Raw genomic sequence first — 26,917 nt, 5'->3', positions numbered from 1 at the left:
ACAACGCGTTCACGCAAATCGAGCGAATAGGGCTTGGGCATGGCAAATCACCTCCTTAAGGAAGTGAATCACAAACCCGACGTTAGCGGAATCCTTCGCGATTCAACCTGAATGTCCGACGCTCTAGGAGATTAGCCGAGACCCTCCCTTCGTCATCCCCTCCCTTCGTCATCCCTGGGCAGAGCAAGGAGCGAAGCGACGCGGCGCAGACCCGTTACCTTGCGGCAGTGCTCCAGCGGGCCAGAACCAAACGCTGCCACCCCCGTCCTGCGCAAAAGCTCGAAGCACTCTGGGACTGGTCGTCTCGATCAATTCGGTCGTCCATTGGCGGAGCCAGCGCTTCAGCAGCTTCTGGCTCGCGGTCATGGTGGAAGGGCAACGAGCGCAATGGGATACAAGCGCCGTTCTGAGCCGCTGCATTCTTCGGCTGATATCACGGCATGGATCCCAGGGTCTGCGCGACGTCGCTTCGCTCCTGCTCCGCCCTGGGATGACGAGGTGTGGTGTCATGTGGCTAATCGCTAGCGTTGGAGATTGGCGGCTGTAGCTGGTCGGCAGCGAACGTCTACAGTTGCGACACTCCCAGGCGTTAATCTCAACGTTCTCAGATCGTCTGATTCTTGCCGTCCCTGGTCGGCATCAGGTCGACGCCGTTGACCTTGCCGATATGCGTGGCCAGCATCGGCACGTACTGGTCGGCGGGGCCGGTGGCAAAGGCGCCGGCGAAGGCGTTCTTGGTGGCGTTGCCGAGCGGGTTGGCGATACCGGCGGCACCCGCCATCGATTCGAGATAGGTGAGATCCTTGAAGGCATTGGCGATGGTGAATTTGTGGGCGTCGCGGTCGCCTTCCAGCGTCCAGCGCATGAAGGTCTGGTAGAAGCCGCAATCCATGCGGCCGTTGCGGATGACGCTGTCGAAGCGCGGCGGCGAGATGCCGACTTTCTGCGCCAGCGCCAGCGCCTCGGAATAGATCGCGGCGTAGCCGAGCGAAATGAAGTTGTTGAGTAGCTTCATGCGGTGGCCGTCGCCGGTGTCGCCGATATGGACGATGCGCCCGGCCCAGGTTTCGAGCACCGGCCTCAGCCGGGCAAAGACCGCATCGGGCGCGCCGACCATGGCGTCGAGCGTGCCTTCCCAAGCCTCCTTCGGCGTGCGGCTGAGCGGGGCATCGACATAATCGACGCCTAGCCCCTTGAGTTCGGCGGCCAGCGCCACCGTCGAAACGGGATCAGAGGTCGAGCAGTCGACGACAACCGATCCCTGCTTCAGGCCTTCCTTGAGGCCGCCTGGGCCGCGGATGATGGCTTCGACCTCGCGCGAGCCGGTGACGCAGATGAAGACGATGTCGGAGGCCGTCGCGACGTCGCGCGAGGTCGCCGCTTCCCTGGCGCCGCGGCCGAGCAGGTCTTGCGCCGGCGTGCGGTTCTTGCGGCCGAGAAACGTCAGCGGATAACCCTTGTCGACGATGTTCTTCGCTATGCCGTGCCCCATCAGGCCAAGCCCGATGAAGCCGATCTTTTCGCTCGCGGCGGTCGTGTTCATGTCGTTTCGTCCTATTTTGCAATGATGGATGACGGCGCTGCACCTTGCCGGCGAATTGTTGAAGCGGGTTTTTGCCGCATGCCGTGGCAGGCGATTGCAGAGTTCGGTATTGTCTGACAATACACATGAATCTTAGGAGAGCAAAATGACGAAGCGGATCATGTTCACCGGCGGCAGCGGCAAGGCCGGGCGCCACGTCGTGCAGTATCTGGTCGAGCAGGGCTGCCAGGTGCTCAACATCGACACCAAGCCGCTCGACAATCCCAAGGTGCGCACGCTGATCACCGACATCACCGACAGCGGGCAGGTGTTCAATGCGCTGTCGAGCTATATGGGCCTGCATGAATTCGATCCTTCGCTGCGTTCGCAGCCGGTCGATGCCGTGGTGCATTTCGCGGCGATCCCGCGCATCATGATCACGCCCGACAACGAGGTGTTCCGCATCAACGCGCTCGGCACCTACAACGTCATCGAGGCTGCGGTGAAGCTCGGCATCCGCAAGGTGGTGATCGCCTCCAGCGAAACCACCTACGGCCTGGTCTTCGCCAACGAACCGCGCGACCCGACGCATTTTCCGCTCGACGAGGAGTACGACGTCGATCCGATGGATAGCTATGCGCTGTCCAAGGTCGTCAACGAGAAGACCGCGCGGGCGTTTGCACAACGCGATGGCACCGACATCTACGCCCTGCGCATTGGCAACGTCATCGAGCCGCATGAATATTCGCTGTTTCCGAAATGGTTCGCCGATCCGGGTTTCCGCAAGCGCATCGCCTGGAGCTATATCGACGCGCGCGACCTCGGCCAGATCACGCTGCGCGCCATCGAGAAGGACGGGCTCGGTTACCAGGTGTTCAACGCCGCCAATGACGACACCTCGTCCGACCTGCCGACAGCCGAACTTTTGAAGCGGTTTTACCCCGATGTGCCGGTCAAGGGCGAACTTGGCGAATACGAGACGCTGCTCTCCAACCGCAAGGCGCGCGACATGCTCGGCTTCCGGCCGGAGCACAGCTGGCGGAAGTACGTCAAGACGAGCTGACTGGCGCGCAGCTGACGCGGAGCCGCCACTGAGCCAGCCCCGATTTTTCGTCACGAGGCTAGGCTCGCGTGTTTGCCGCGCGCGCGGGCAATCGAGCTACTTGTCTTTCCAGAAATCGGCCTGGAGTTGCGCCGCTTCATCGGCAAGCAGCGGGCCGACGACTTCAGTCGGACGCTGCCCGGCTTCGAAGACGATCCTGCAGGGCAGGTCGAGCGTGGGATTCTCGACATGTGCACCCGTTACCCGCTTGAGGTCATGTTCGCTCTGCCCAAAGACGACCCGTCCGATGCCCGCCCAATAGATTGTCCCGGAGCACATCGCGCAAGGTTCGGCCGAGGTGTAGAGGGTGCAGGAAGCCAGCTTTTCGAGACTGACATTCATCGCCGCCCACGAGGCCAGCAGCCTTTCGGCGTGAGCGGTGCGGTCGCCGCCGCCGGCTTTGTAACCGTTGGGCTGCTCGCGCAACACATTGCCGTCCTTGTCGGCGAGGAGCGAACCAAAGGGATGTTCGCCAGCATCGCGGGCTCTGCGCGCGACTTCGAACGCCTGACGGAGCAGACGCTCATCATAGGGCCGTTGTGGCATCGGCAGATCCTCCGCCGCCTGACCATAGTGCCGAACAATCCGCCGACACAAGTCAACGGCCTAGGCGGTAGTGAGTCAGTTTTGAATTTTGGACATTTTTCAGAGTCTTGTGAACACGGATGAAGTGCACCAGCCGGTGTACAGCGCAACCATGTAAGCGCGGTTTTCGAACTTTCTTTGAGAACGCATTAGCCAGGGGCGTAAGGGGGCGCATCTGCATGCGCATGGTAAGGATCTGCCGTTCACCGAGCGACGTGCTGGCGGCCCTAATGATGAATTCCGTGGGATTGGGATTAGCTTTGTTGGCAGCCTTGAGGGGCCAGCGCCAGAGCCATTCCGTCTTGAACGGCGCGTTGGTCATGCTTGGGATTCCAACACGTTCTTTTCACTAGCGCCGCTCTCGACCGATGACCATATCGAGACACTTACGGAATTAGAGAAACTTATCTCTTAGCCGCCCAACGCTTCTCAGCAGCCTTCCTAGCGATCTCGGCGTGCCGCACCGGCGTTATGGTCTCGGCGCGCTTCTTTCCGCCCTTTGCGCCAAGTGCCTTTGCGGCAGGGTCTTTGCCGTCGTCCTGCACGTCGTCGGCTTCCTCGCCGGTAGCAATGCGCATGACGCGGACGGCGTTGCCGATAACGTCGGCGGGGCGCTTCTGGCCTTTAGGTTCGGTTGGCATTCAGCCTCGCCCCAAGCGTCCGCGCATCATTTATACCTTCAGTTTTAAGGGCATCGTAGTCGGACCCGTGGCGTTCGACCGAACGACCGTCAAAATGACGGCCACGGATTCGGTATTGGCCAACCGATATCTCGTCAGCCACGAACGTCCAGCCCTCCAATCCATCTTGCGTGAAACTGAGCACTGTCGCTCTCCATGCTTTCGGGTAAGCATATAGGCGTTTCCGCCTTGGCCGACAAAACCGGGATAAGCGCTTTCGCATATTTCAAATTTCAAACTGAGACATCACCGACCGCTGGCGTCACTGGCGAGCTTTGGGAAATCAGTGGTATCGTCGCGCTGATCCAAAGCCAAAGAGGCAGAGAAGCCGATGGTCCGCGGCCAAAAAGCAAGGGAGTGAGGACATTTGAAGTACGAGTGGGCGAACAATCCTCACTTGTTTATTCCAATAACAGCCTGTGTCGTTGTCTTGGCCATGAGCTTCGCAGCCATGTTCGTCGCACTCCTAAGCATAATTCTGCGCACCGATTTCTATGGGTCAATTGATGAGCAGAACCTTCCATGGAGCAAACGACTGGGGAGGCGAGACGCAAGACTTCGTGCTGGATTTTGGTCAGCCCGCTTTCTGATACCGGGCCGGGTGATTGCATGTGGTGCTGTTGTGTTTTTCTGCAGCTTCGGTGCGGTCCCGCTTATTTTAACCGTCTTCGGCCATCCGTCTTGATCGAATTTTCAAACTGACCCACTTCCCGCTCAGGCTCAAGCCTCGTTCCGACTAGGGCGTTGAGCCAGCCAGATGCTGCCGATGACGAAAACGACGCCGGCGATTTGAGGCAAGGTCAGTGTCTGATCCAGGAATACCCATCCAAGCAGCACGGCGGTCACCGGGCTGAGGAAAAGCAGCGATGACACCACTGCGGATTCCAGTCGCGCAATGCCCCGGAACCAGAGGACATAGGTCAGCGCCGCACCGATCAGCCCGAGCCACGCCAGTCCAAGCAGGTTGGCGCCGGTCGGGAGCGGGATGGAAGGCTCGAAAAGCAGCGCCACTGGAACGAGCAGCAGACCGCCGGCGGTCAGTTGCCATGCCGTGAAGGTAAGCAGCGATACTGGCGGTTGCCATTTACGGGCCAATACGCTTCCGAAGGCCATAGAGGCCGCCCCGGCGAGGCCGGCGGCAACGCCAACCGCATCGAGCGCCGCATTCGGGGTCAGCACCAGCAATGCGACACCTGCGATCCCAACAAGGGCGGCCACGATCGCCAACCGGCGGACAGGGCTGTCAAGCAGGGCAGCGGCAAGGAAAATCACGATCAACGGCTGGACCGACAGCACGGTCGCGGCGACCCCGCCCGGAAGCCGGTAGGCGGCGACAAACAACAGGCTCAGGAAGATCGAGATGTTGAGGGCCCCGAGGACGAAACTGCGCAGCCACCAGATGCCCGTCGGCAGTTGCCGAACGATCGCGAGCAGCAGCAATCCGGCGGGCAAGGCTCGCAGCATCGCAACCGTCATCGGCGAAAAGTTCGGCAGGAACTGCGTGGTGACGATGTAGGTGCTGCCCCATATCGCCGGCGCAATGGCTGTAAGCAACAGATCGGAACGGCGCGTTTTCATAAGATTTCCAGTACTTCGGCAAGAGGGCGGCGGGGCTTTTGCGGCCAGTTTCCGGGCGCGGCGCGGCCGACCGCGATGAGCATCACCGGCACTTCATTGCGCCCAAGGCCAAACTCGCGCGCCACGCCTTCGGCATCGAAGCCGGCCATCGGACCGGAGACGAGCCCCAGCGCTTCGGCCGCGAAAATCAGCGTTGCGGCGCCGAGCGTTGCCGAGCGCACCGCCTCGTCGCGGGCCGCTAGAGGATCGGCATATTGGGCGCGGGCGCCCTCCCGCCAGCCCGAAGCCATATCCGCCGGCATGAAACCGGCTTCCACGAAAGGACGCAGCCTGGCATTGAGGGCAGCGTGGTCGGGCAGTACGCCGCAGATAACGAAGGTGACCGCTGCTTCCTGCACCTTGGCCTGGCCATGGGCCACGCTGCGCAACCGCGCCTTTGCTTCCGGCGTTCGCACGGCGATGAACCGCCAATTCTGAAGGTTGTAGGCGGTTGGCGCGCGCGTTGCGAGGCGTGCCAGTTCCTCGACCGCGGCATCCGTCAATGCATGCGAGGCATCGAACCGATTGGCCGACATGCGCCGCTCGATCAGGGAGATTGTGGGGTTGGTCATCATGTCATTCCGAAATTGAGCAAGCCGTTCGGATAGCAGATAGAGAATTTACCAACGAGCGATAATACGCGATAATTGAAAGACATTGTTTACTAGAAGAGAATGATGAGATGGATCGCCTGACTGCGTTGCAGGTTTTCCGCCATGTGGCGGAACTGAACAGCTTTGCCGAAGCCGGACGGCGGCTCGGTCTCTCTCCTCCCGCGGTCAGCAAGAACATCGTCGAATTGGAGGCGCATCTGGGAGTGCGGCTCATCAACCGGACAACGCGGCGCATGGCCCTGACCGAAGAAGGCAGAATCTATCTGGAGCATGTCACGCATGGGCTCGATGCGCTGGCCAGGGCCGACCAGGTCCTCGGCCCGATCAAGACGGCGCCGAGCGGCACGTTGCGGGTCAGCGCGCCGATGACTGTCACGTTGACGCGGCTTTCGGCTGCCATCCCCGCGTTCCTATCGCGCTATCCCGATTTGAAACTCGATCTGCATCTTGACGACAGGCGCGTCGATATCGTGCGGGAGGGATTTGACCTGGCCATTCGCGGCAGCGACAATCTCGAGGATTCCAGCCTGGTCGCGAGAAAGCTTGCGGTCATGCCGCACGTGCTTTGCGCAGCTCCGTCCTATTTCGAGGAGCATGGCCGGCCCAAGACGCCTGCCGATTTGAAGGCGGCCAATTGCATCCGGTTCAGCCTCTCGGGGCATGCGGACATATGGGAATTCCGCAAGGACGGCCGCGTCGAGCGGATCGCTATCGACGGACGATATTCGGTCTCGTCAAGCCTTGCCGTGCGCGATGCGCTGCGCGCCGGCTTCGGCGTCAGCCTGATCCCCTATCCCTATGTCGAGAGCGACCTGAAAGCAGGCCGGCTGCAATCGGCTCTGGATGACTGGGAAAACGTCGAAACCACGCTCTACGCGGTCTATCCGGCACGGCAGCATCTTGCCCCGAAAATCCGCGTCTTCCTTGATTTCCTGATCGAGGAATTCAATCGGAACAAAGAGAAGCTGTTTGTGCCGCTCCGGCGGGAGCGCTCGGCAAAGCGCGGTGTCGAGGAGGGGACTGAGGCGGAAAACCAAACTGAGATATTGCCGTCGATTTCATCTCCTTGACACGCCTCCAAATCCGGACTTTGTGGAGCTATGCAGGACGCGAAGCCGAACAAGGGAAAGACAGCGGCCGAGGCGTTCGCCGAACGCACGAGCGGTATTCGCCGGGCCGATGCGGCGCGCATACCCGGGTCGAGCGTTCACGCGTCGCTGGCCAACGAAATCGGGCTGAGGATCGTGCGCGGCGATTATCCGCCGGGAACCATCCTGCCCAACGAAGCCAAATGGTCCGAGACCTTCGACGTCAGCCGCTCGGCGGTGCGCGAAGCCATCAAAATGCTGATGGCGAAGAGCCTGCTGTCGTCACGTCCCAAAATCGGCAGTTGGGTCGAGCCGAAAGAGCGTTGGAACCTGCTCGATCGCGACGTGCTGGCCTGGTACGCGACCTCGCCGGATCGCGAGGTGTTCCTCAGGACCGTGCAGGAATTCCGCCACATCATCGAGCCGGAGGCCAGCGCCTTTGCCGCGATGCGGCGCACCGACGAGCAGATGGCCGAGATCAGCCAGGCCTGCCGCGAGATGGGCGAGGCGACCAATCTGCAGGAGCGAACGCGCGCCGACACGCGGTTCCACCTCGCCATCCTGCGCGCCTCGGGCAACGATCTGCTGGTGCCGCTCGGCGTGCTGATCGAATCGGCGTTCGATCATCTGTTCGCTTTTACGACGCGGGAACTCGACGATTTGCAGCATGCGCAGAGGCTGCACGAGGCAATCGAGAAGAGCATCCGCCTGCAGCGGCCGGACGCGGCGCGCAATGCGGTGCGCAAGCTGCTTGCCAATACCGACAGCGTCATCAAGTCCAGGTAGCGGCCGTTCGGCTACAGGTTGAGCGCCCAGTCGAAGGGTGCGGTCGCCAGATGCTGCCATGTCAGGCCGAGGAGCAGCTCCTGGTCGCGGGCGGCGTGTTCGGGCGGGTTGACGACGGGGTCGCCATTGACGATGGCCGCCCGGAAGCCACGCATCTCCTCGACGAAGGCTTCTGCGTAGCCGGCCCGCAAATCACGCTTCGACAGTACGTGACCGTCCGAGGTCGTCACCGTCAGCCGGGTCGGATGATGGTTGAGCCAGGGCGAGGGGAATTCGAGCTCGAGGCTGGCATCGTCGAAGAACAGCGTGATCCGCTCCTTGTAGTCGGCAAGCTTGGGCACGGTGAGATGGGTCATGGTCCACAGGGCCTGCCCGTCCAGCGACTTGACGGCGCCCTGGCCGCCGTCGCCATTGGCAAAGATCTGCGCGCCGACGACCTCGCCGTCCGGCACGCCGAGCGCGTCGAGCAGGCCGTGGACGGCGTTGACGTCGTGAATCAAGGCCGAGCTGTAAGCGCCGATAAATCCACGGAAAGCGAGCTTCGTCACAGGGACACCGATGGCGTATTCGACCTGGCGCTTCTGCTTGGCGGCGACAGCAGCGATCAGGTCGTGGGGGATATCGGTGCCGCGCCTGTAGGGCTGGTGGGTGATGAACGGCCAGGCGTCGGGATCGTTCACTTCCACCGAGACCGCGCGCAGCGTGCTTGATGTTCCAGGCAGCGAAGCGAGCGCCAGCCGGTAGCTCGGATCGAAGCGCTTCATATAGCCGACCTGAACGATTTTCCTGGCGGCGTCGCGCGCGGCGATGATCTCGGCGATTTCCGCCAGCGAATAGCAGAGCGGCTTTTCGCAAAAGACATGCAGACCAACCGCCAGCGCCGCCAGCACCTGTTCGTGATGTAGCGGGTCCGGCGAGCCGATCACCACAGCGTCGAGGGGTTGGTCGAAGAGCTGGTCGATCGTTTCGAAATTGGCAATGCCATGGGTGTCGGTGACGAACTGCCGCGAAATCCTCGAGGGATCGGCGACCCCGACGACCTCGAACAATTCACCAAGGCGCAGCAGATTGGGGATATGCTCGACCTGCGAGATCATGCCGGCGCCGACGACCCCGACGCGTATCCTGCTCATTGGATCATTCCCCGCAATGTCCTGATGTCGGCTCAAGGCGCCGCGGGCGGCCGGTTGCCGATCTGGGCGAGCAGGCCGGCAATCTCCGCCTCGACCGCCTTCAGATCCTCGCCGCCCGACATGATCGAGATGACCTCGTCGCGCGAGATCTCCGACTTGGCGTAGGTACCGCGATTGCGGCCGCGGTTGAGCAGGGTGAAAGTGTCGCCGACCGGATAGGCATGGTGGATGTTGTGGCTGATGAAAATGACGGCCAAGCCCCGCATGCGCGCTTCGATGATGAATTTCAGCACCATCGCCGCCTGGTGGACGCCGAGTGCGGAGGTCGGCTCGTCGAGGATCAGCACGCGCGCGCCAAAATGCACGGCGCGGGCGATCGCCACCGACTGGCGCTCGCCGCCCGACAGCGTGCCGACGGCTTGCGTCGGATCGCGCACGTCGATGCCGATATCGGCCATCGCCTGCCTGGCGATGGTGTTGGCGCGCTCCTTGTCGATGCGCGAGAAGGGCAGGCTGCTTTTGGTCGGCTCGCGGCCGAGGAAGAAGTTACGGGTGATCGACATCAGCGAGATCATGCCGAGGTCCTGGAACACCGTTGCCACGCCGAGTTCCTGCGCGTCGCGCGGGCTGCGGAAAGTGACCGGCTTACCGTCGACCAGGATTTCGCCCTTGGTCGGCCGGTAGACGCCGGACAGAACCTTGATCAGTGTCGACTTGCCGGCGCCGTTATCGCCAAGCAGGCAGTGGACCTCGCCCGGATAGACCTTGATGTCGATGTCCTGGAGGGCGCGCACCGAACCGAAATTGACGCTGACGCCGCGCAGTTCCATTGCTGGCGCGGTCATTTGGGCCGGCTCGGTCATTTGCCACCTCCGCGGCCGAGCGCCTTCAGCCTGATGTAGTTGTTGACCAGCACAGCCATCAGGATGACGATGCCGAGGAAGACCTTGAACCAGTCAGTGTCGATGCCGGTGTAGAAGATGCCCATCTGCACCAGCCCGAAGATCAGCGCGCCGAACAGCACGCCATAGACGGTGCCGTAGCCGCCGGTGAGCAGCACGCCGCCGATGACTGCGGCGATGATCGCCTCGAATTCCTTGAGCAGGCCGCGCGTGGTGTCGGCAGAGCCCGCCTCCATCACCTGGATGGTGGCAAGCAGCGTCGCCGCGCAGGCGGTGTAGATGAACAGGCTGATCTTGACGCGATCGACCGGCACGCCAACGTTGCGGGCTGCGATCAGGTCGCCGCCAGTGGCGAAGATCCAGTTGCCGTATTTCGTCTGGGTCAGCACGTAGCCGGCCAGCGCCGTCAGGCCGAGCCACCAGACGATCGACATCGGAATGCCGGCGACGAAGGGAATGCCGTCGCTGCGGGTGGCGATCCAGCCTTGCGCGCCCATCCAGTGGAACAGGCCGGTGAGCAGATGGCCGTTGAAAATGCCGGCCGTCGCCGGATCCGGTGCGCCTTCGAGTATGTAGGGGATCTGGGTGCGGCCGGTGACGGCGCGAGTGATGCCGATCGACAGTCCGCGCAGGATATAGAGCGTGGCGAGCGTGACGATGAAGGAGGGCAGGCGCGTCTTCACCACGATCAGGCCATTGAGATAGCCGGTGAGGATGGCAACGGGGAAGGCGCAGGCGATGCCGCCCCATAGCGGCAGTCCCCAGTACTTCACCGTCAGCCCGATGACGACACCGGCGAAGCCGACCATGGAGCCGACCGAAAGATCGAACTCGCCGGCGATGATGAGGAGTGCTGCCGCGGTGGCGACGATGCCGAGCTCCGCCGACAGCGTCAGGAAGGTCATAGACCCCTGCAGCGAATAGAGGTTCGCGGCGCCCGGCAGCAGCGCAAAGATGATGATCGTCGCAAGCAGCCCACCGGCGGCACCGGCTTCCGGCCGGCGCAGCCACTGGGTCAGCTTGCCGGTGCTGGCCAACCGTTCGTCGGCGCCGGCGGCCCGCTTCGACGTCATGCCGAAGCGGTCGGTCGCCTTCAGTTCACCCGGAGATATCGCCTTGTCTTCCACGACTGCCATTAGGCTCTCCAATCGCTCAAATCGCAATCTTCGAACGAACGGGAGAGCGCTTGGCGCATTCTCCCGTTCCGTCGGAGCGCTGGCCTAAATTTTGATGCATGTCGTTACCGCAAAACCGCTGCACACTTTTGCGCGACATGCATTAGCGGATGCCCTCTTTGGCTAGCGCCAGGATCGCCTTGGCTTTTTCCGGCGTATCGATGAACAGCGGTCCGGTATAGGCGTTGTTCTGCGGCCAGAAGCCGTGCGTCGCCTGCTCGACCAGGTAGATCACCGGCAGATAGCCCATCAGATATTGCTGGGCGTCCATGCCGAAGCCCATTTCGCCGGCGACGACAGAGTCGAGAACCTCCGGGCTGATGTCGAAGGTATAGAGCTTGAGCTTGCCGAACAGTTCCTTGTCGCGGAACATCGGGATCAGCGGGTTGGCGGCAGTGGCGCCAAGCGCGAAGACGGCCTGCGTGTCGGGATGTGCCGACAGATAGGCTTCCGTGCGGCGCTGGATGTCTGCGGGATCGGGCGCTACGGCTAGGACCTCGGTGCCGCCGCCGGATGGCTTCAGCCCGTCATTGAGGCCCTGGCAGCGCTGGTCGAGGCTGACATTGCCGACCTCGTGATTGATGCAAACGACCTTCAGCGTGCCTTCCTTGGCCAGCCGCTCGCCGGCCTTCTTGCCGGAGTCATATTCGGAAACGGTGCCGACATAGAGCGTCGTGCCGAGCTCGGCGCCTTCCTTTTCGCCGGAATCCAGAACCACCATGGGAATATTGGCGGCAAGCCCGGATTTGACCGATTTGCCGAGTGCATTGGCGTCGGCGATGGAGACGGCGATGCCGTCCGGCTTGGTGGCGATGGCGGCGTCGAGAAGCCGGGCCTGCTCGACAACGTCGAAGACCTGCGGCGCGTAATATTCGACCTTGGCGCCGGTGAGGGCGGCCGCGTCATCGACGCCGCGCTTGACCACCGACCAATAGGGATCGGACGCCGACCCGTGCACCACGAAGGTGATGCGGACGTCCTTCGGATCCTTGAGGCCCGCGGCATACGCAATGCCTGTCATCAGGCCCGCCGAGAGGAAGGCGCCAACCGCCGTTTTCAGAAGAGTTTTCATCTTATTCTCCCATTTGTCGTTGCAGTTCCAATCCCTCTGGCGCCGTTTTCCGGCCGCGACGATCGGCTCACGTCGCGGATCGGGTGGCCGCTTTGCGGGCCTTTGCCGACGCCAATCGCTGTTCGCCCGCGTTGCTGCCGCTGGCCGTTGTCGATGATCGCCGGGCCGAGAGCGTGGCGCGAAGCTCCTCGCGCAGCGGCTTCATGCCGATGACGTCGATCGGCTGGGCGGCGAGCCAGTCGCGAAAGCCCTGGTCGCGGAACAGCTCGTACTCTTCGGTGCGGATATAGGCTGAGCGCGGCTCGATCAGCTCGAGTTCACCCGGCGCGTTGCAATGCAGGCAAAAGAAGGTCAGGCCCTCGCGCACACCCTCGATGAGCGCTTTGTAAGCGGGCTCGATCGGCCTGGAACGCGGCCGGCCCCAGGTTGTCTGGATCGCGGCGTCGAAAATGGCAAAGCCGCCGGCGCGGGCCAGCGCCACGCCGCGCTGGAACGCCTCCTCGGTGACGCCGACCAGATTGTCGTTGGGGGAATAGGCGGACAGCGTCTTGGTCAGCAGCACGGGCAGCTGATATTCCAGCCCGAGCTTGATGTAGATGTCGCAAAATTCCGGCGACAATGCCGCGCCCATATGCGCGTCGAGATGGGTAACGTCGATGCCGGCGCGATAGGCGGTGTCGATCTGGGCGCGAAGCTCGGCCTCGACCGCCTGCGGCACCGCCTTGCGGCGCGTGGTCGCCACATCTGGCCAGAAGAAGCCGAACTCGTCGGTCAGGCCGGCCGCCCGCGACGGCGCGGTCAAGGGCCGCCATTTGTAATGCTGCTTCTCGCTGTTCAGCGTCAGGTGGACGCCAAGGTCAAGGCTGGGGTTGGCGGCGGCGCCTTCGGCCATTTCGAGGAACCAGGGGCACGGCACCATCACCGCGCCGGAACTGCACACACCCAGCCCGCTCAATTCGAGGAAGGCGCTGTTGGCGCCGTGGCACATGCCGACATCGTCCTCGTGGAGCACGATCCGTTTGCTGGAGCCGGCGGCGTTCACGAATGGCCGCCTTCCCGCCGACACACCGGTTTCGAGGGTCTTCCAAAGTGTGTCCCGTATTTCATGGAACCAACCGTTTGCCCAACTGGCCGGAATGGAACGCCGAAACCCGGCTTTCCGACAGGGCCACTTTGGCGAATTCGGATGGATACGATTTGCCTGCCGGCTGCGACACTTAGCTGCCGATTTCCCCAATCAGGGTTCAAAACCACTCATAGGAACCGTCGTCCGGGCGCAGATGGCTTGGTCGAATAGCGGCGGAGTGGTTCTTTCAAACTGTGCCGACAGGCCTACAGCTGTCCACACCATCGAGCGACCCACATTACCAAATGACTTGGAGGCCTGTCATGTACACCGCCGGCGAAGAGGAAATCGAAGCCATTGCCAGGGTGATCCGCTCGGGCGCGCTGTTTCGTTACGGCAAGGACAGCGAATGCGACCGCTTCGAGGCCCGCTATGCGCAGCATCTTGGCGTCGAGCATTTCGCGCTGGCCGCCAGCGGCACCTACGGGCTCGCCGCCGGCCTGATCGGCCTCGGCATCGGTCCGGGGGACGAAGTGCTGGTGCCGGCTCACACCTATATGGCGACCGCGACGGCGGTGCTTTCGGTCGGGGCCATTCCCGTCATCGTCGACATCGACGAGAGCCTGACCATCGATCCCATCGCCTTGCGGGACGCCATCGGGCCGCGCACCAGGGCGGTCATCCCGGTGCATATGTGGGGCGCGGCCTGCAACATGAATGCGATCATGGACATTGCGGCCAAGCGCGGACTGCTGGTGCTGGAGGATGTCTGCCAAGGCATCGGCGGCGGCTATGAGGGCCGCAAGCTCGGCTCGATCGGCCATGCCGGCGCCTATTCCTTCAACTACTTCAAGAACATGACCTCGGGCGAGGGCGGCGGTATCGCCACCAGCGATCCGAAAGTGGCGGAGCGGGCGCGCTGCGCCATCGACCCTTGCCATTTCTACTGGCAGGGCAGAAGCGACAGCATCAAACCCTTCGCCGGCATCGGCGCGCGTGCTTCCGAACTGATGGGGGCGATGCTCAATGTCCAGCTCGACCGGCTGGACGGCATCATCGAGGCGATGCGGGCCGAGAAGAAGACGGTGCTGGCCGGTACCCGCCACCTTAGCAATCTTGGGCTGACGCCGTCGCCGATGAACAGCGCGGACGACGACTGCGCCGCACAGGTGATGTACCTGCTGCCGAGCGAGCAGGCGGCGCAGACTTTTTCGAGGACCATTCCGAGCGTCGTTGCCGGCAAGACCGGCCGTCACAATTTCACCCAGTGGGACCAGGTGCTGATGCATGAAGGGGCGCATCATCCGGCGCTCAATCCTTACGCACTGCCCGAGAACCAGGGCCTGCGGCTGGATTATCCCGACGACCTCGGCAAGCGCTCGCTCGACATCCTCAACCGCACCGTGATGGTCGCCATGAACCCGGCGCACAGCGACAGCGACATTCAGGACATGATCCACAACATCGACGCGGCGGCGCGGGTGGCGCTGGAGAATGCTTCGCTCGATGATGTCGAATTGCGCAAGGCGGCACCGGTTGATCTGCAGAAGTTCGACAGTGTGAACTAGACCAGATCCGGCGCGGTTTGCTACCCTGCGGTCGAATTCTCCGGTGGCCGGGCGAGGTTTCCAGCCGGCATAACCGGCCGCCAAAAATCCGCGGGCCCGTGTCGGATAGGCCGGGCTCCGCTCGTCCTACGGGGCATCGATCACCAACACGGAGGATTAACGATATGCCCGGCACCGTACGGCTGCACCGCGTTCTGACAACAAGCCCGGAGAAAGTCTACCGCGCGTTCCTCGAAGCGGATGCACTTGCGAAATGGCTTCCGCCGAACGGCTTCACCTGCACGGTTCATCACTTCGAGGCGAAAGTCGGCGGTACGTTCAAAATGTCCTTCCGCAACTTCACCACCGGCGACAGCCACTCGTTCGGCGGCGAATATGTCGAGCTCGTGCCCAACGAGCAACTGCGTTACACCGACCGGTTCGACGACCCCAACCTGGCCGGCGAGATCGAGGTGACCGTGACATTGAAGAAAGTGTCGGTCGGCACCGAGGTGAATATCACGCAGGCAGGTATTCCAGACGCCATCCCGGTCGAGGCCTGCTATCTCGGCTGGCAGGAGTCGCTGCGAAATCTGGCGAAGCTCGTTGAACCCGAGATCAACCAGTAGGATAAAGCGCTGCCCTGGCGGGTTGGCGTCGCTAACCGGAAACCCAGGGATGGCGCCGTTCTTCCCACCCAACATGCGCCGGAGCCGGAAAGGCGGGATCGGCGAAGCAGCCGACCGCGACGGCGATCCATTCAGGCTTTCGCTCGGGCTCCCAGAAGACGCTCGAACCGCAGCCCGGGCAGAAATGGAAAGTGACGTGATGGCCGCTCCGAGCCGATCGCCTGTAGGTGCTGGCGTCGCCTTCGGCTTCTACCTTGTCGCGCGCAAAGAAGGCTGCGACGCCGTACGTGCTGCCGGTTCGCTTCTGGCAATCGAGGCAGTGGCACTGTGCAACCAGTTGCGGCTCTTCGTTACACGAGATCCTCAGCTGCCCGCAGGCACAGGATGCGGTTCTCATGGCAATCCTCATGGTTCAGATGAAAGCGCCGCCGGGCCATAGCGGCGGTGGCATGCTTCAGGTTTTCGGGGAGTTCGGCCTTGTGAGTGGCTCCTTGCGTGAACGCGGCGAAGGACCAGGACCGATGCCGCATTTCTAATCGCCTCGGGCGACTGTTGCAACCGCGGTGAATGAGATGACGCGCTTGCCCTAGCTTCTGTCCAACCTTAGGAACGCGGCGCGCAGCGCCAGCACGGCGCGCAGGATTTGGCGTTCGTCCATCGCCGCATAGCCGAGCAGCAGGCCGTGCTCGGGTTCAGTAGAGTGGTAGTTGATCGAGATGCCCTGGACGTCGAGCCCCTCCTTGAGGGCGGCGGCAACCACGTCACTGTCCTTGTAGGGCCTGACGAAGCTCGCCAGCAGCTGCATGCCGGAATCGTTTTCCGTGACGGTCAGCCATTCGGCCAGATGCTCCTGGCACAGCTTGACGAAGTTCGCCTGCCGGCGGGCATAGAGCCGGCGCATGCGCTTGAGGTGCGTGGCGAAATAGCCTTGCGCGATGAAGTCGTTGACCGTTGCCTGCAGGATCAGCGGCGCGAACTGGCCGGTGATGCTCACCGCCCGGTCGAACGGCACCGACAGTTCGCGCGGCACGATCAGATAGCCGATGCGCAGCGCCGGGATCAGCGTCTTGCCGAAGCTGCCGATGTAGACGACGCGGTCGGCATGGTCGAGCCCGCGCAGCGCCGGTACCGGCCGGCCGCGGAACCGGTATTCGCCGTCATAGTCATCCTCGACTATCCAGGCGCGGTTGCGCTCGGCGATGTCGAGCAGTTGCAGGCGCTCCTCGATGCGCATGATGGTGCCGAACGGCCATTGGCAGGATGGCGTCACATAGATCAGCCGCGGCGGCGGCAGCTCCGGATCGGCAAGATGCCAGCCGCGCCGGTCGACCTTCAATGGTGCTAATTTGGCGCCGCTGGCGAGAAAGGCGCTCTTGGCGCCGAGATAGCCGGGCTCTTCCATCCAGACATGGTCGCCTTCGTCCATCAGCACGCGCGAGACGAGATCGAGCGCTGCCTGCGCACCGGTGACGATGATCACCTGGTCGGCGGTGCAGCTGATGCCGCGCGACAGGCCGATGGTCGAGGCAATAGCCTGACGCAGGCCGGGGTGGCCGGCAAAGGAGAGATAACCCAGCAGGCTCTCGTCGCGGCTGCGTGCGTTGCGCACCAGAAGGCTCGACCAGATCGTGAACGGAAACGATGCCGTTTCAGGCACGCCCGGATGGAAATTGATGACGCCGGCATTGCGCGGCGGTTGCGGGCCGTTGACGATGGTCTGACCGCGCCGCGACAGTTTTTGCGGCGCTGCCAGTCCGGCGCGCAGGGATGCCAAGGGACGGTTCTGCTGGATCGGCGCCACCCAAGTGCCCGATCCGGCACGCGCCTCGATAAAACCTTCGGCAAGGAGCTGGTCATAGGCGGCGATGACCGTGTTGCGCCCGACCTTCAGATCTTCGGCCAGCGAGCGGGTCGACGGCAGCAGCGTGTTCTGCGGGATCTGGCCGTCAAGGATGAAGCGTCGCAAGGCGCCGTAGATCTGACGATGCATCGGTTCTTCCGAAGCGCGGTCGACCGACATGATGTCGAGGGAAAGGCGCATGTGGTCGGCCACGGCACTATCCCCCGACGAACCGGGCAGCGCGGGCGATCTTTTCCTCGTTGAGCCGACAGACGGTATCAAGCACCAGTCGCCTGGTTTCGGGGCGGACCTCGCGGCTGTTCTTCAGCGCGCGATGCACAGTGGCGGTGCCAAGTTCCGCCTTCTCGGCGATCTCCCGGATGGTGCAAAGCCGTTCCATGCCAAGCGCAGCTTCGAAAGCCATGTCGCTCCTCCTCGGTTGCATCAAGACACGGGCTCCGGCCGGCCTCAAGCTTGAAAGTCGCGGTTTGAAATCCAGAGCCGGGATTTCTGCGATCCGCGCCGCACAGGGAGCAAGGCGGCGCGGATCGCCGGGCGCTTTCGCGTCGCTAACCCCATCGAGGCGCGCGCCCATTATGTTCCTCCGGCTCGCAATGCGGTCCGGTCAGTCTGCCTGCCGCGTCGCCACTTCGAAGCCGGCTTCGCGGGCGGTGGCGAGCAGCGAGACATAGCCTTTGCTGGCATAGGTCAGCGGGTGCGCCTTGGCCGGGTTCTGCTCGGCTTCGACAACGATCCAACCTTCATAGCCGCGCGCGGCGAGGGGTTTAAGCAACGACAGGAAATCGACCGAGCCGTCGCCGGGCACGGTAAAAATGCCGTCCATTACCGCCGCCATGAAGCTCATGTCCTCGCGGCGTGCCCGTTCCAGCACCGCCCTGCGAACATCCTTGCAATGGAAATGCACGATACGGTCGAGCTGCCGTTGCAGCAGCGATTGCGGGTCGCCGCCCGAAAACAGGCAGTGGCCGGTATCGAACAACAGGCCGACTCTTCGGCCCGTCGCCGCCATCAGCCTGTCGACTTCATCGTCCGTCTCGACAATGGTGCCCATGTGGTGGTGGAAGGCCATGCCGACCCCGAATGCGGCCATGCGGTCGGCGAGGGCGGTAAGTTTCTCGCCATAGGACGGCCAGTCGCTGTCGGCGAGGCGCGGACGCTCGGAGATCGGTGCGAAAATACCGTCATGGCGACCACGCGAGGTGTCGGCATAGACGACGATCCTGGCGCCGAGATCGCGCAGCAGCTTCAGATGCGGAGTGATCGCCGCGAATTCCTCGTCGACCGTGCGGTCGAGAATGCGGCCATCATACCAGCCGGAGACGAGTTCCAGGCCATAGGAACACAGGAGCGGCCCAAGCACTTCGGCCTGGCGCGGAAATTTGCCGCCGAGCTCGGTGCCGCGGTAGCCGGCCTGCGCCGTTTCCGACAGGCAGGTCTCCAGGGGCGTATTCCCGCCAAGCGCCGGAACGTCGTCATTGCTCCAGGTGATGGGATTGATGCCGATCTTGACCGTCATGGCGCCAGACTTTTGCAGGCTTGGGACTACAAGCCGAGCCTGCAGACTGGCGGCAAAGAGGACCCATCACTAGGTCCAGTTCGGCCGAATTTGGCAGAACCAATCGATGTGAGCGATTCTAGTCTTCCTTTGGGCGGCCAAAAAGGACGCGCAGTTCATCTTTAGCGTCCTCCAGAACTTTCTTCTGCGCCGCCGGCAGGTTCTTGCCGGCGCGGTTGATGTAAAAATTCAGCATCGACATGGCCGATTGAAACGGCCCTGCCTTGCGTCGGTCGCTGCGCTCGGCCGACCGCTTCAGCGAGGCGGCGATCTTCCTTGGATCGTGCGATTCGAAGATGTGTTCCTCGAGGTCCAGCGCGTCGCTATGCTCGGTGACGTCGGCGGACCATTTCCGTTGCGCGGTCATGGCAAACTCCTTCAACTAGGTCGTTGCCGGGAAAACGCCCCATGGTGGGCCGCTGTTCCACTTCGGCCCGAAATCCCCTGGAGCCACGGATTTGCCCATCGTGGCGCTGCTCGGCGACGCGAATGCGCCGATAGTGGTCTGAACCGCCGATTCAAGAACTGCGGACAGGAAACGCTCTTGACCCCAATCGTCTCAAGCCAGGCAGAAAGTTCCGGCATCGACAGTGCCTATGCCTGGATACGTCTCGGCATCTCGATGCTGCTGGCAACGATTGGCGGGGTCGGCATGTGGGCTGTGGTCGTGGTGCTGCCCGCCGTGCAGGCAGAATTCGGCGTCGATCGCGCCGCTGCCTCGATGCCCTACACGGCGACGATGGTAGGCTTTGCCGCCGGCAATGTGCTGGTCGGCCGCGCCATCGACCGCATGGGGTATTGGGTGCCGGCGCTGATTGCCGCGATTACACTTGGCGCCGGTTTCCTGTTGGCGTCGCTGACCAGTTCGATCCTGCAGTTCACCCTCGTCCAGGGCCTGTTGATCGGCGTCGGCTCGTCGGCAATCTTCGGGCCGCTGATTGCCGACATCTCGCACTGGTTCAACCGGCGCCGCGGCGTTGCGGTGACGGCTGCCGCGTCCGGCAACTATCTCGCCGGAGCGATCTGGCCGACGGCGATGCCCTATGTCATGCAGGCGCAAGGCTGGCGCTTCACCTATGCCGCGATCGGCGCCGTCTGCCTGGTCATCATGGTGCCGCTGATCCTGCTGCTCCGGCGCGGCGCACCGCCCCAGGCGGCTCCGGGATCGCCGGGGAGCCGCGTGGTGCAGCCGATCTCACTGTCGCCGGCGGCCTTGCAGGCACTGCTCATCGTCGCCGGGCTCGGCTGCTGCGTGGCGATGTCGATGCCGCAAGTGCATATCGTCGCCTACTGCATGGATCTCGGCTACGGCGTGGCACATGGCGCCGATATGCTGTCGATCATGCTGGCGGCGGGCGTCGTCAGCCGGCTAGGCTCGGGCTTCCTTGCCGATCGCATCGGTGGCGTGAAAACCCTGCTGATCGGCTCGGTGCTGCAATGCCTGTCGCTGTTGTTCTATATCCCGTTCGACGGGCTTGCCTCGCTCTATGTCGTCTCGCTGGTCTTCGGCCTGTCGCAGGGCGGCATCGTGCCCTGTTATGCGATCATCGTGCGAGAATATATGCCAGCCAAAGAGGCTGGCCAGCGCGTCGGCATCGTCATGATGGCGACCATTTTCGGCATGGCGATCGGCGGCTGGATGTCGGGCTGGATCTATGATTTGACCGGTTCCTATGCCGCCGCGTTCCTCAACGGCATCGCCTGGAACCTGCTGAACATTTTGGCCATGGTGCTGCTGTTGTGGAAGGCCCGGCGCAGCGCTGCTGTGACGGCCTGAAGCACGGCGGTACGGGTACAGCCTCTCCGTCCGTCGCTTGACAATAGCCGAAGGCTGCGCGACGCCAGACAGGTGTGGCAACGGGCCAGATTGGCAGGCAGCAGTGGCAAAGACGCTGAACATCGTCTCACGGTCGCATCTGGGCGGTTGCCCGGCCTCGGGACCCATGCGGTGATCAAGCCGCGCTCGCGCCGCGGCGGCGGCCGCCCGACCATCGCCGACGTCGCGCGCAAGGCCGGGGTCGGCGCCATTACCGTATCGCGCGCCTTGCGTGAGCCGGGGCGTGTCTCGGAAGATCTGCGCCGCCAGATCGAGTCCGCCGTGAATGAGCTCGGCTATGTGCCCGACCCGAATGCGCGGGCGCTGGCTTCGGCGCGCGCCGAGGTCTTTGGCGTTCTGGTGCCGTCGCTTACCAACAACGTCTTTGCCGAAGTGGTGCGCGGCATCTACGACAGCCTGTCGGACGGCCCTTTCCGGATCCAGCTTGGCAACACTCACTATTCCGGCCTCGAGGAAGAGCGGCTGCTGCAGGTGTTTGGCCCGCAACGCCCGGCGGCGCTGATCGTGGCCGGCATCGACCAGACGCCGGCGTCGCGAAAACTGCTGGAAACGGCAGGCTGTCCGGTGGTGCAGGTAATGGAGACCGGGCCCGATCCGGTAGACATGATGGTCGGTTTCTCACATTTCGAGGGCGGCAAGGCGGCAGCCGAACATCTGATCGAGGCAGGCTATCGGCGGATCGGCTTCATCGGGGCGCGCATGGATCCGCGTTCGCAGCGGCGCTTGGCCGGCTATCGCGCGGCGATGGAGGCGGCCGGCCTGTTCGATGCGCGGCTTACCACCACCACGCCGGTGCCCTCCAGCGTCACCCTCGGCCGCGAATTGTTCCGCGACGCGCTGGCCAAGGTGCCGAGCCTGGACGGCGTATTCTGCAACAATGACGACATAGCCCTCGGGGTGCTGTTCGAATGCCATCGCGCTTCGATCGCCGTGCCGAAGACGATCGGCATCGTCGGCTTCAACGATCTCGACATGATGGAAGTGGCGTTTCCGTCGGTCACCAGCGTTCGGACCTATCGTTACGAGATCGGCCGGCGGGCTGTCGCCATGGCGCTTGCGGCGATCGAGGGCAACAGGCCGGAGTCGCGCGTTGTCGATCTCGGCTTCGAACTCAAGCGACGTGAAAGCACGGCGCGCTGAAGCGAGCTTCAACGCAATGGCGCTTTACACTACGTCATGGTAGCGCTACCAGTTATTGCCGGGTGGTACATCGCTCAGAAGATGGGAGGCTGTTTATTATACATAAGCGACAGCTCATGCTTGTTTATTATGTATAATATGATAGTTTTTGCGGGACTAACCGGGCAACGAAGGAGGGGATCGGGTCGGCATTCGGCCACCTGAACGCACAGCGGATACGGCGGGAGGTGCCGGACCGGAAAAGCGCAATTTCATCGACGTAAGAACAAACAAAACTGCAAATGGGAGGAATATCGATGATCAAGTCACTCGTTGGCGGTATCGTTGCCGCCACTGCTTTTGTCATGCTGAGCTCGTCGGCGATCGCCGAGCCTGAAATCGTCAAGGGGCCATCGGCCGAGCCTGACTGCTTCGCGCCCTGGTCGGCCGATACGCAGTTCTTCAAGTTCCCCAAGAAAGACGGCCCGTACCGCATCGCTCTGGCCAACGGCTATATCGCCAACACGTGGCGCATCCAGATGGTGCAGACGGCAAAAGCCTATGCAGCGCAGCCGGAGGTCGCGGCCAAGCTCAAGGAATTCAAGGTGGTCTCGACCGGCGAAGACGTGCCGGCCCAGATTTCGGCGATCAATAATTTCATCGATTCCGGCTATGATGCGATCGTCGTCAACGCCCAGAACCCGACCGCATTCGGCCCTGTCATCAAGCGGGCCAAGGAAGCCGGCGTCGTGTTGGTCGCTTTCGACAACATCCTCGACACCAAGGATGCCATCAACGTCAATGTCGACCAGAAGGGCCTTGGCGAATTGTGGGGCAACTGGCTGGTCAAGCACGTGCCGAATGGCGGCAAGGTGCTGGAAGTGCGTGGCGTAGCCGGCACATCTGTCGATACCGACCGCCATAACGGCATCCACGAGGTTCTCGACGCCTCCGGCAAGAAATGGGATGTCACCGAGGTCGTCGGCAAGTGGGATGACGGCGTTGCGCAAAAGGCTACGGCCGATGCAATTGCCACCAACGGCCCCTTCGACGGCATTACCGGACAGGGCGGCGATACCGGCATCGTGCAGGCGATGATCGATGCCAAGCATCCGTTCGTGCCGTTCGGCGGCGAGACGGAGAACGGCTTCCGCAAATTCTGCGCCAAGTTCGCCGCTGATGGCCTGAAATGCTCGTCGGCCGGCACCGGCCCGGCTCAGGTGGCGGTTGCCATCAAGACGGCGATTGCAGCACTTGAAGGGCAGGTCGTGCCGCAATCGATCAAGCTGCCGCTGGCGATCGTCGAGGATCCGAACTTCAAGGAAGGCCAGGACTACTTCCCCGACCAATCCGACAATTTCTTCGTCGGCAATTCCTTCCCGACCTGCGGCATCAATTTCACGGCGCAGGAAATCATGGGCCAGAGCAAGGAAAACCAGTAAACTCCGACAGCCCGACGCCGCGGGCGATCCCGCGGCGCCGGCGCTCGACATCCTGATTGCCAAGCGCCTGGGGAGGGCCGATGGACGGTGCGGTTCCGCTCTTCCGCATGGAAGGCATATCCAAGCGCTATGGCGGCGTGCGCGCGCTGGAGAAGGCCGAACTGTCGGTCACTCCAGGCAGCATCCACGCCATCCTCGGCGAGAACGGCGCCGGCAAATCGACGCTGATCAAGGTCATGGCGGGGGTCGTCGCGCCCGACGAGGGCCGCATGATGCTGGACGGGAACGAAGTGAGCTTCGCTTCGCCGGCCGCTGCCAACCAGGCCGGCATCGTCTGCATCTTCCAGGAACTGTCGCTCGTCCCCGAACTCAGCGTTGCCGACAACATCGTCATTTCCGATCCGCCGAAGCGTTTCGGCATGATCGACCGCAAGGCGCAGCGCCGCATCGCCGAAGAAGCCCTGGCTCGCGCCGGCGCTTCCGATATCCATCCGCTGGCGCTGGTCAAGGATCTTCCTCTTTCACGAAGGCAGATGGTCGAGATCGCCAAGGCACTGGCGCGCAAGCCACGCATCCTGATCCTCGACGAGGCGACCTCGGCGCTGACCGCGGCCGACGTCGCCAGGGTTTTCGCCGTGTTGAAGCGGCTGCGTTCGGAAGGGCTGGCGCTGCTCTACATCTCGCACCGCATGAACGAGATCGCCGAGCTGGCCGACCAGTGCACGGTGTTCCGCAATGGCCGCAATGTCGCCAGCTACGCGGCCGGCACCAAGAGCGACAACGAGGTCGTCGAACTGATGATCGGGCGCGAATACAGCCACATCTTTCCGCCCAAACCCGCGCGGGCGGCTGCCGCAGACACGCCGGTTCTGGAGGCGCGCAGCCTGTCCTGGACGGATCGGCTGCACGATGTCTCGCTATCGGTCGGGGCGGGCGAGGTGGTCGGGCTCGGCGGCCTCGACGGCCAGGGCCAGCGCGAATTGCTGCTCGCCTTCTTCGGTGTGCTGCGTGGCCTGTCGGGCCAGATCCTGATCGACGGCAGGCCGGTGGCGATCGCCAGTCCGGCCGCGGCGCGTGACGACCGGATCGGCATGGCGCTGATCCCGGAGGATCGCAAGACGGAAGGGTTGATGCTGCCGATGACGGTGCGCGAAAATCTCTCCTTCGCCGCCCTCGACCGGCTGTCCAGTGCCGGCATCATCGATCGCGCCGCCGAGCAGCGGCTGATCGACGACATGGTCGGTCTCCTGGCGATCAAGACGGCCGGCCTCGATATTCCGGTCGGCGCGCTATCCGGCGGCAACCAGCAGAAGGTCGTCATCGCCAAATGGCTGATGCGGCAGCCGCGCATCATCCTGCTCAACGACCCGACGCGCGGCATCGATGTCGGCACCAAGCAGGAGCTGTACCAGTTGATGCGCAAGCTTGCCGATCAGGGTGCGGCGATCCTGTTCTATTCGACCGACTATGACGAGCTGATCGGCTGCTGCGACCGGGTGTTGGTGCTCTATGACGGCGCGGTCAAGCGCGAACTGGTCGGCGCCGAAATCACCGAGAGGGCGCTGATTGCCAGCGCGCTCAACATTCACGAAGAGATGCCAAGGCAAGGAGCGGACGCGTGAAGGATTGGCGCTATTGGTTCGCCGAACAGCGCGGAACGCTGCTGGCGTTCGGCATCTTCGTTGTCATGTTCATCATTTACACCTCGAACCATCCGGCGGGCTTCACCGCCAATGTCGTGCAGACGGCGTCGAACAAGGGCGTGCTGCTCGCCTTCGTTGCGATGGCGCAGACGCTGGTGGTGATCACCGCCGGCATCGACCTCTCCGTCGGCATGATCTTCACCCTGACCAATTGCCTGGCCTCGTGGCTGGTCGTCGGCACCGGTCTCGAGACCGCCTTCGGCGTCATCGCCGTGCTCGGCACCGGGCTGCTGTGCGGGGCAATCAACGGCGCCATCGTCATCTATGGACGCCTGCAGCCGATCGTCGCCACCATTGCCACCGGTGCGGTCTATTTCGGCATCGCCCTGCTGCTTCGGCCGTTTCCGGGCGGCTCGGTCAATGAAGGGCTCGCCGATGCGCTGACCGGGCGCCTGTTTGGTATTGTGCCGGCGAGCCTGGTGACGCTGCTGGCGGTCGTGCTCGTTGTCTGGGTGCCGTTCAGCCGGTCGGTGCTCGGCCGCGCCGCTTATGCGGCCGGCTCCTCGGAGATGGCGGCCTACATGTCCGGCGTGCCGATCCGGCGTGGAAAGTTCGCCGCCTATACGCTTGCCGGGCTGCTGGCCGCGATCGGCGGGCTGTTCCTGACGTTCTTCACCTATACCGGCGATGCGGCCTATGCCAGCGGTAATGCCTATACGCTGTTTTCGATCGCCGCGGTCGTGCTTGGCGGCGTGTCGCTGTTCGGCGGCAAGGGCAGCGCCATCGGCGCGATCTTCGGCGCGCTTGCCTTCCGCACCATCGGCGACCTGCTGTTCGTCTTCGATTTCGATCCGCTCTGGCAGCCCCTGTTCCAGGGCGTCATCCTGCTGATCGCGGTCAGCCTCGGCGCCTTCGCCCTGTTTCGGGTCCGCAACCGGCTGGAGTGGTTCCTGTGAGCGAAACGACTGTGAGCGGTCTCGCCGGCCGCATGCCGAAATTCCTCCGCCGCGCCGACCCTGCGGTACTGACGGCGTTCGCCTGTATCGTGCTGCTGCTGTTCCTCGGCAGCCTCTATTCGCGCAGCTTCCTGTCGCCTGAATACCTTTTGCAGCAGCTCAAGGTGGCGTCGTTTCTCGGCGTCATCGCCACCGGCATGATGCTGGTCATCCTGCTCGGCCAGATCGACCTGTCGGTACCCTGGTCGGTGGCGGCCGGCGCGATGATGGCCTGCGCCGCGGCCGCTTATGGGCCGGTCGGTGTAGCGCTTGCCATTCCGTTCGGCATCTTCTGCGGTGTTCTGATCGGCGTCGTCAACGGCATCGGCGTCGCCTATCTGCGCATTCCCTCGATGATCATCACGCTTGCCACCAACGCCGTCGCGCAGGGGCTGATGGTGGTCTACACGGGCGGTTTCTCGCCGCAGGATTCGGCGACCGGTGCGATGCGCTATCTGGCGACCGGCTTTGCTGTTCCTGGCGTGCCTAACGCCGTTCTCATCTGGGCACTGATCGGCGCCGCAATGGTGTTCGTGCTGACCCGCACCGGCTTCGGCCGCACCGTCTATGGCATCGGCAACCGCGAGCGTGCCGCCTATCTTTCCGGCATCGACACAAGGCGCGTGGTGATGATCGCCTTTGCGGTTTCGGGCGGGCTCTCCGCCTTCGGCGGCGTGCTTTTGGCCGGCTATGCCTCCAAGGCGGCACAGTCGATGGGCGACGCCTATCTTCTGCCGTCGATAGCAGCGGTGGTGCTCGGCGGCACCTCGATCCTCGGTGGGCGCGGTTCCTATCTCGGCACCGTCGCCGGCGTGATCCTGATCACGCTTTTGCAATCCATTCTTTCCGTCATGCAGATGCCGGAGGCGGGACGGCAGATCATCTATGGCGTCGTCATCGTCGCCATGCTGCTGCTCTATGGCCGTGCACCGGCAAGCCGCTGACCT

The 26,917-nt window shown here is 63.1% G+C and carries 27 protein-coding genes; 11 read left to right on the top strand and 16 right to left on the bottom strand.

The genetic code is table 11. The features are described 5' to 3' along the window. Positions 1 to 604: 604 nt before the first annotated feature. Positions 605 to 1,543 (bottom strand): NAD(P)-dependent oxidoreductase, encoded by a 939-nt coding sequence (locus NMG46_RS18795; RefSeq protein WP_254819095.1) that lies wholly within the window; start codon positions 1,541 to 1,543, stop codon positions 605 to 607. 145 nt (positions 1,544 to 1,688) lie between these two features. On the opposite strand from NMG46_RS18795, the gene NMG46_RS18790 reads away from it, so the two are divergent. After that, a complete protein-coding gene (locus NMG46_RS18790) occupies positions 1,689 to 2,585 on the top strand; it encodes an NAD(P)-dependent oxidoreductase (protein WP_254819094.1) in 897 nt (298 codons plus the stop codon). Between the two features lie 96 nt (positions 2,586 to 2,681). Here the strand turns inward: NMG46_RS18790 and NMG46_RS18785 are convergent, their stop codons facing one another. The 5 genes from NMG46_RS18785 to NMG46_RS18765 all read right to left on the bottom strand — a co-directional run bounded on the left by NMG46_RS18785 (position 2,682) and on the right by NMG46_RS18765 (position 6,078). Then, positions 2,682 to 3,170, bottom strand: coding sequence for a nucleoside deaminase (locus NMG46_RS18785; protein WP_254819093.1), 489 nt, complete (start codon positions 3,168 to 3,170; stop codon positions 2,682 to 2,684). 52 nt (positions 3,171 to 3,222) lie between these two features. Beyond that, positions 3,223 to 3,531, bottom strand: coding sequence for a hypothetical protein (locus NMG46_RS18780; RefSeq protein ID WP_254819092.1), 309 nt, complete (start codon positions 3,529 to 3,531; stop codon positions 3,223 to 3,225). A gap of 82 nt (positions 3,532 to 3,613) precedes the next feature. Next, positions 3,614 to 3,850, bottom strand: a complete 237-nt coding sequence (locus NMG46_RS18775) for an RNA-binding protein (protein WP_254819091.1) — start codon at positions 3,848 to 3,850, stop codon at positions 3,614 to 3,616. A 759-nt stretch (positions 3,851 to 4,609) separates the two neighbouring features. Beyond that, entirely contained in the window at positions 4,610 to 5,467 is an 858-nt protein-coding gene (locus tag NMG46_RS18770) for an EamA family transporter (protein WP_254819090.1), read from the bottom strand. Beyond that, positions 5,464 to 6,078: a nitroreductase family protein gene (locus NMG46_RS18765; RefSeq protein WP_254819089.1), complete on the bottom strand. Its 615-nt coding sequence runs from the start codon at positions 6,076 to 6,078 to the stop codon at positions 5,464 to 5,466. The genes NMG46_RS18770 and NMG46_RS18765 overlap by 4 nt, the downstream gene beginning before the upstream one ends. Before the next feature lie 110 nt (positions 6,079 to 6,188). Between NMG46_RS18765 and NMG46_RS18760 the strand changes: the two genes are divergently transcribed. Continuing rightward, positions 6,189 to 7,190 carry a LysR family transcriptional regulator gene (locus NMG46_RS18760; protein ID WP_254819088.1) on the top strand — a complete coding sequence of 334 codons (1,002 nt, stop codon included), beginning with the start codon at positions 6,189 to 6,191 and terminating at the stop codon, positions 7,188 to 7,190. 30 nt (positions 7,191 to 7,220) lie between these two features. Then, positions 7,221 to 7,994: a FadR/GntR family transcriptional regulator gene (locus NMG46_RS18755; protein ID WP_254819087.1), complete on the top strand. Its 774-nt coding sequence runs from the start codon at positions 7,221 to 7,223 to the stop codon at positions 7,992 to 7,994. 11 nt (positions 7,995 to 8,005) lie between these two features. On the opposite strand, the gene NMG46_RS18750 is transcribed toward NMG46_RS18755, so the two are convergent. From NMG46_RS18750 to NMG46_RS18730, 5 genes are all read right to left on the bottom strand, one after another. Continuing rightward, entirely contained in the window at positions 8,006 to 9,127 is a 1,122-nt protein-coding gene (locus NMG46_RS18750) for a Gfo/Idh/MocA family protein (protein WP_254819086.1), read from the bottom strand. 32 nt (positions 9,128 to 9,159) lie between these two features. Continuing rightward, positions 9,160 to 9,972 (bottom strand): ATP-binding cassette domain-containing protein, encoded by an 813-nt coding sequence (locus NMG46_RS18745; protein ID WP_254819104.1) that lies wholly within the window; start codon positions 9,970 to 9,972, stop codon positions 9,160 to 9,162. Between the two features lie 14 nt (positions 9,973 to 9,986). Continuing rightward, entirely contained in the window at positions 9,987 to 11,102 is a 1,116-nt protein-coding gene (locus tag NMG46_RS18740) for an ABC transporter permease (protein WP_254819103.1), read from the bottom strand. Positions 11,103 to 11,307: 205 nt separating this feature from the next. Next, positions 11,308 to 12,276: a sugar ABC transporter substrate-binding protein gene (locus NMG46_RS18735; RefSeq protein ID WP_254819085.1), complete on the bottom strand. Its 969-nt coding sequence runs from the start codon at positions 12,274 to 12,276 to the stop codon at positions 11,308 to 11,310. 67 nt (positions 12,277 to 12,343) lie between these two features. Beyond that, the gene (locus NMG46_RS18730; RefSeq protein ID WP_254819084.1) at positions 12,344 to 13,318 is read right to left on the bottom strand and encodes a polysaccharide deacetylase family protein; all 975 of its coding nucleotides are present in this window, start codon (positions 13,316 to 13,318) and stop codon (positions 12,344 to 12,346) included. Positions 13,319 to 13,665: 347 nt separating this feature from the next. Between NMG46_RS18730 and NMG46_RS18725 the strand changes: the two genes are divergently transcribed. After that, positions 13,666 to 14,910 (top strand): DegT/DnrJ/EryC1/StrS aminotransferase family protein, encoded by a 1,245-nt coding sequence (locus NMG46_RS18725; RefSeq protein WP_254819083.1) that lies wholly within the window; start codon positions 13,666 to 13,668, stop codon positions 14,908 to 14,910. A gap of 164 nt (positions 14,911 to 15,074) precedes the next feature. After that, on the top strand, positions 15,075 to 15,518 hold the full coding sequence (locus NMG46_RS18720; RefSeq protein WP_023675820.1) for an SRPBCC family protein: 444 nt from the start codon (positions 15,075 to 15,077) through the stop codon (positions 15,516 to 15,518). 31 nt (positions 15,519 to 15,549) lie between these two features. Here NMG46_RS18720 and NMG46_RS18715 read toward each other — a convergent pair whose 3' ends face one another. The 5 genes from NMG46_RS18715 to NMG46_RS18695 all read right to left on the bottom strand — a co-directional run bounded on the left by NMG46_RS18715 (position 15,550) and on the right by NMG46_RS18695 (position 19,301). Further along, positions 15,550 to 15,915 carry a GFA family protein gene (locus NMG46_RS18715; protein ID WP_254819082.1) on the bottom strand — a complete coding sequence of 122 codons (366 nt, stop codon included), beginning with the start codon at positions 15,913 to 15,915 and terminating at the stop codon, positions 15,550 to 15,552. Positions 15,916 to 16,104: 189 nt separating this feature from the next. Beyond that, complete coding sequence (locus NMG46_RS18710) at positions 16,105 to 17,571, bottom strand: PLP-dependent aminotransferase family protein (RefSeq protein ID WP_254819081.1); 1,467 nt, start codon at positions 17,569 to 17,571, stop codon at positions 16,105 to 16,107. A gap of 4 nt (positions 17,572 to 17,575) precedes the next feature. After that, a complete protein-coding gene (locus tag NMG46_RS18705; protein WP_254819080.1) occupies positions 17,576 to 17,782 on the bottom strand; it encodes a LacI family DNA-binding transcriptional regulator in 207 nt (68 codons plus the stop codon). Positions 17,783 to 17,983: 201 nt separating this feature from the next. Further along, positions 17,984 to 18,895, bottom strand: coding sequence for a myo-inosose-2 dehydratase (iolE, locus tag NMG46_RS18700; RefSeq protein WP_254819079.1), 912 nt, complete (start codon positions 18,893 to 18,895; stop codon positions 17,984 to 17,986). Between the two features lie 118 nt (positions 18,896 to 19,013). Continuing rightward, complete coding sequence (locus NMG46_RS18695; protein ID WP_254819078.1) at positions 19,014 to 19,301, bottom strand: DUF3175 domain-containing protein; 288 nt, start codon at positions 19,299 to 19,301, stop codon at positions 19,014 to 19,016. A 177-nt stretch (positions 19,302 to 19,478) separates the two neighbouring features. On the opposite strand from NMG46_RS18695, the gene NMG46_RS18690 reads away from it, so the two are divergent. The 6 genes from NMG46_RS18690 to NMG46_RS18665 all read left to right on the top strand — a co-directional run bounded on the left by NMG46_RS18690 (position 19,479) and on the right by NMG46_RS18665 (position 26,914). Beyond that, the gene (locus tag NMG46_RS18690) at positions 19,479 to 20,711 is read left to right on the top strand and encodes an MFS transporter (protein WP_254819077.1); all 1,233 of its coding nucleotides are present in this window, start codon (positions 19,479 to 19,481) and stop codon (positions 20,709 to 20,711) included. 171 nt (positions 20,712 to 20,882) lie between these two features. Beyond that, the gene (locus NMG46_RS18685; RefSeq protein ID WP_254819076.1) at positions 20,883 to 21,911 is read left to right on the top strand and encodes a LacI family DNA-binding transcriptional regulator; all 1,029 of its coding nucleotides are present in this window, start codon (positions 20,883 to 20,885) and stop codon (positions 21,909 to 21,911) included. A 296-nt stretch (positions 21,912 to 22,207) separates the two neighbouring features. Next, a complete protein-coding gene (locus NMG46_RS18680; RefSeq protein ID WP_254819075.1) occupies positions 22,208 to 23,332 on the top strand; it encodes a sugar ABC transporter substrate-binding protein in 1,125 nt (374 codons plus the stop codon). An 80-nt stretch (positions 23,333 to 23,412) separates the two neighbouring features. Further along, positions 23,413 to 24,954, top strand: coding sequence for a sugar ABC transporter ATP-binding protein (locus tag NMG46_RS18675; protein ID WP_254819074.1), 1,542 nt, complete (start codon positions 23,413 to 23,415; stop codon positions 24,952 to 24,954). Beyond that, a complete protein-coding gene (locus NMG46_RS18670) occupies positions 24,951 to 25,931 on the top strand; it encodes an ABC transporter permease (RefSeq protein WP_254819073.1) in 981 nt (326 codons plus the stop codon). Before NMG46_RS18675 ends, NMG46_RS18670 begins: the two co-directional genes overlap by 4 nt. Next, positions 25,928 to 26,914: an ABC transporter permease gene (locus NMG46_RS18665; RefSeq protein ID WP_254819072.1), complete on the top strand. Its 987-nt coding sequence runs from the start codon at positions 25,928 to 25,930 to the stop codon at positions 26,912 to 26,914. The genes NMG46_RS18670 and NMG46_RS18665 overlap by 4 nt, the downstream gene beginning before the upstream one ends. Positions 26,915 to 26,917: the final 3 nt, after the last annotated feature.

This window comes from Mesorhizobium sp. LMG 17147, assembly GCF_024297145.1.
Classification (GTDB): domain Bacteria; phylum Pseudomonadota; class Alphaproteobacteria; order Rhizobiales; family Rhizobiaceae; genus Mesorhizobium.
This window is presented reverse-complemented; position numbering and strand designations above follow the sequence as displayed.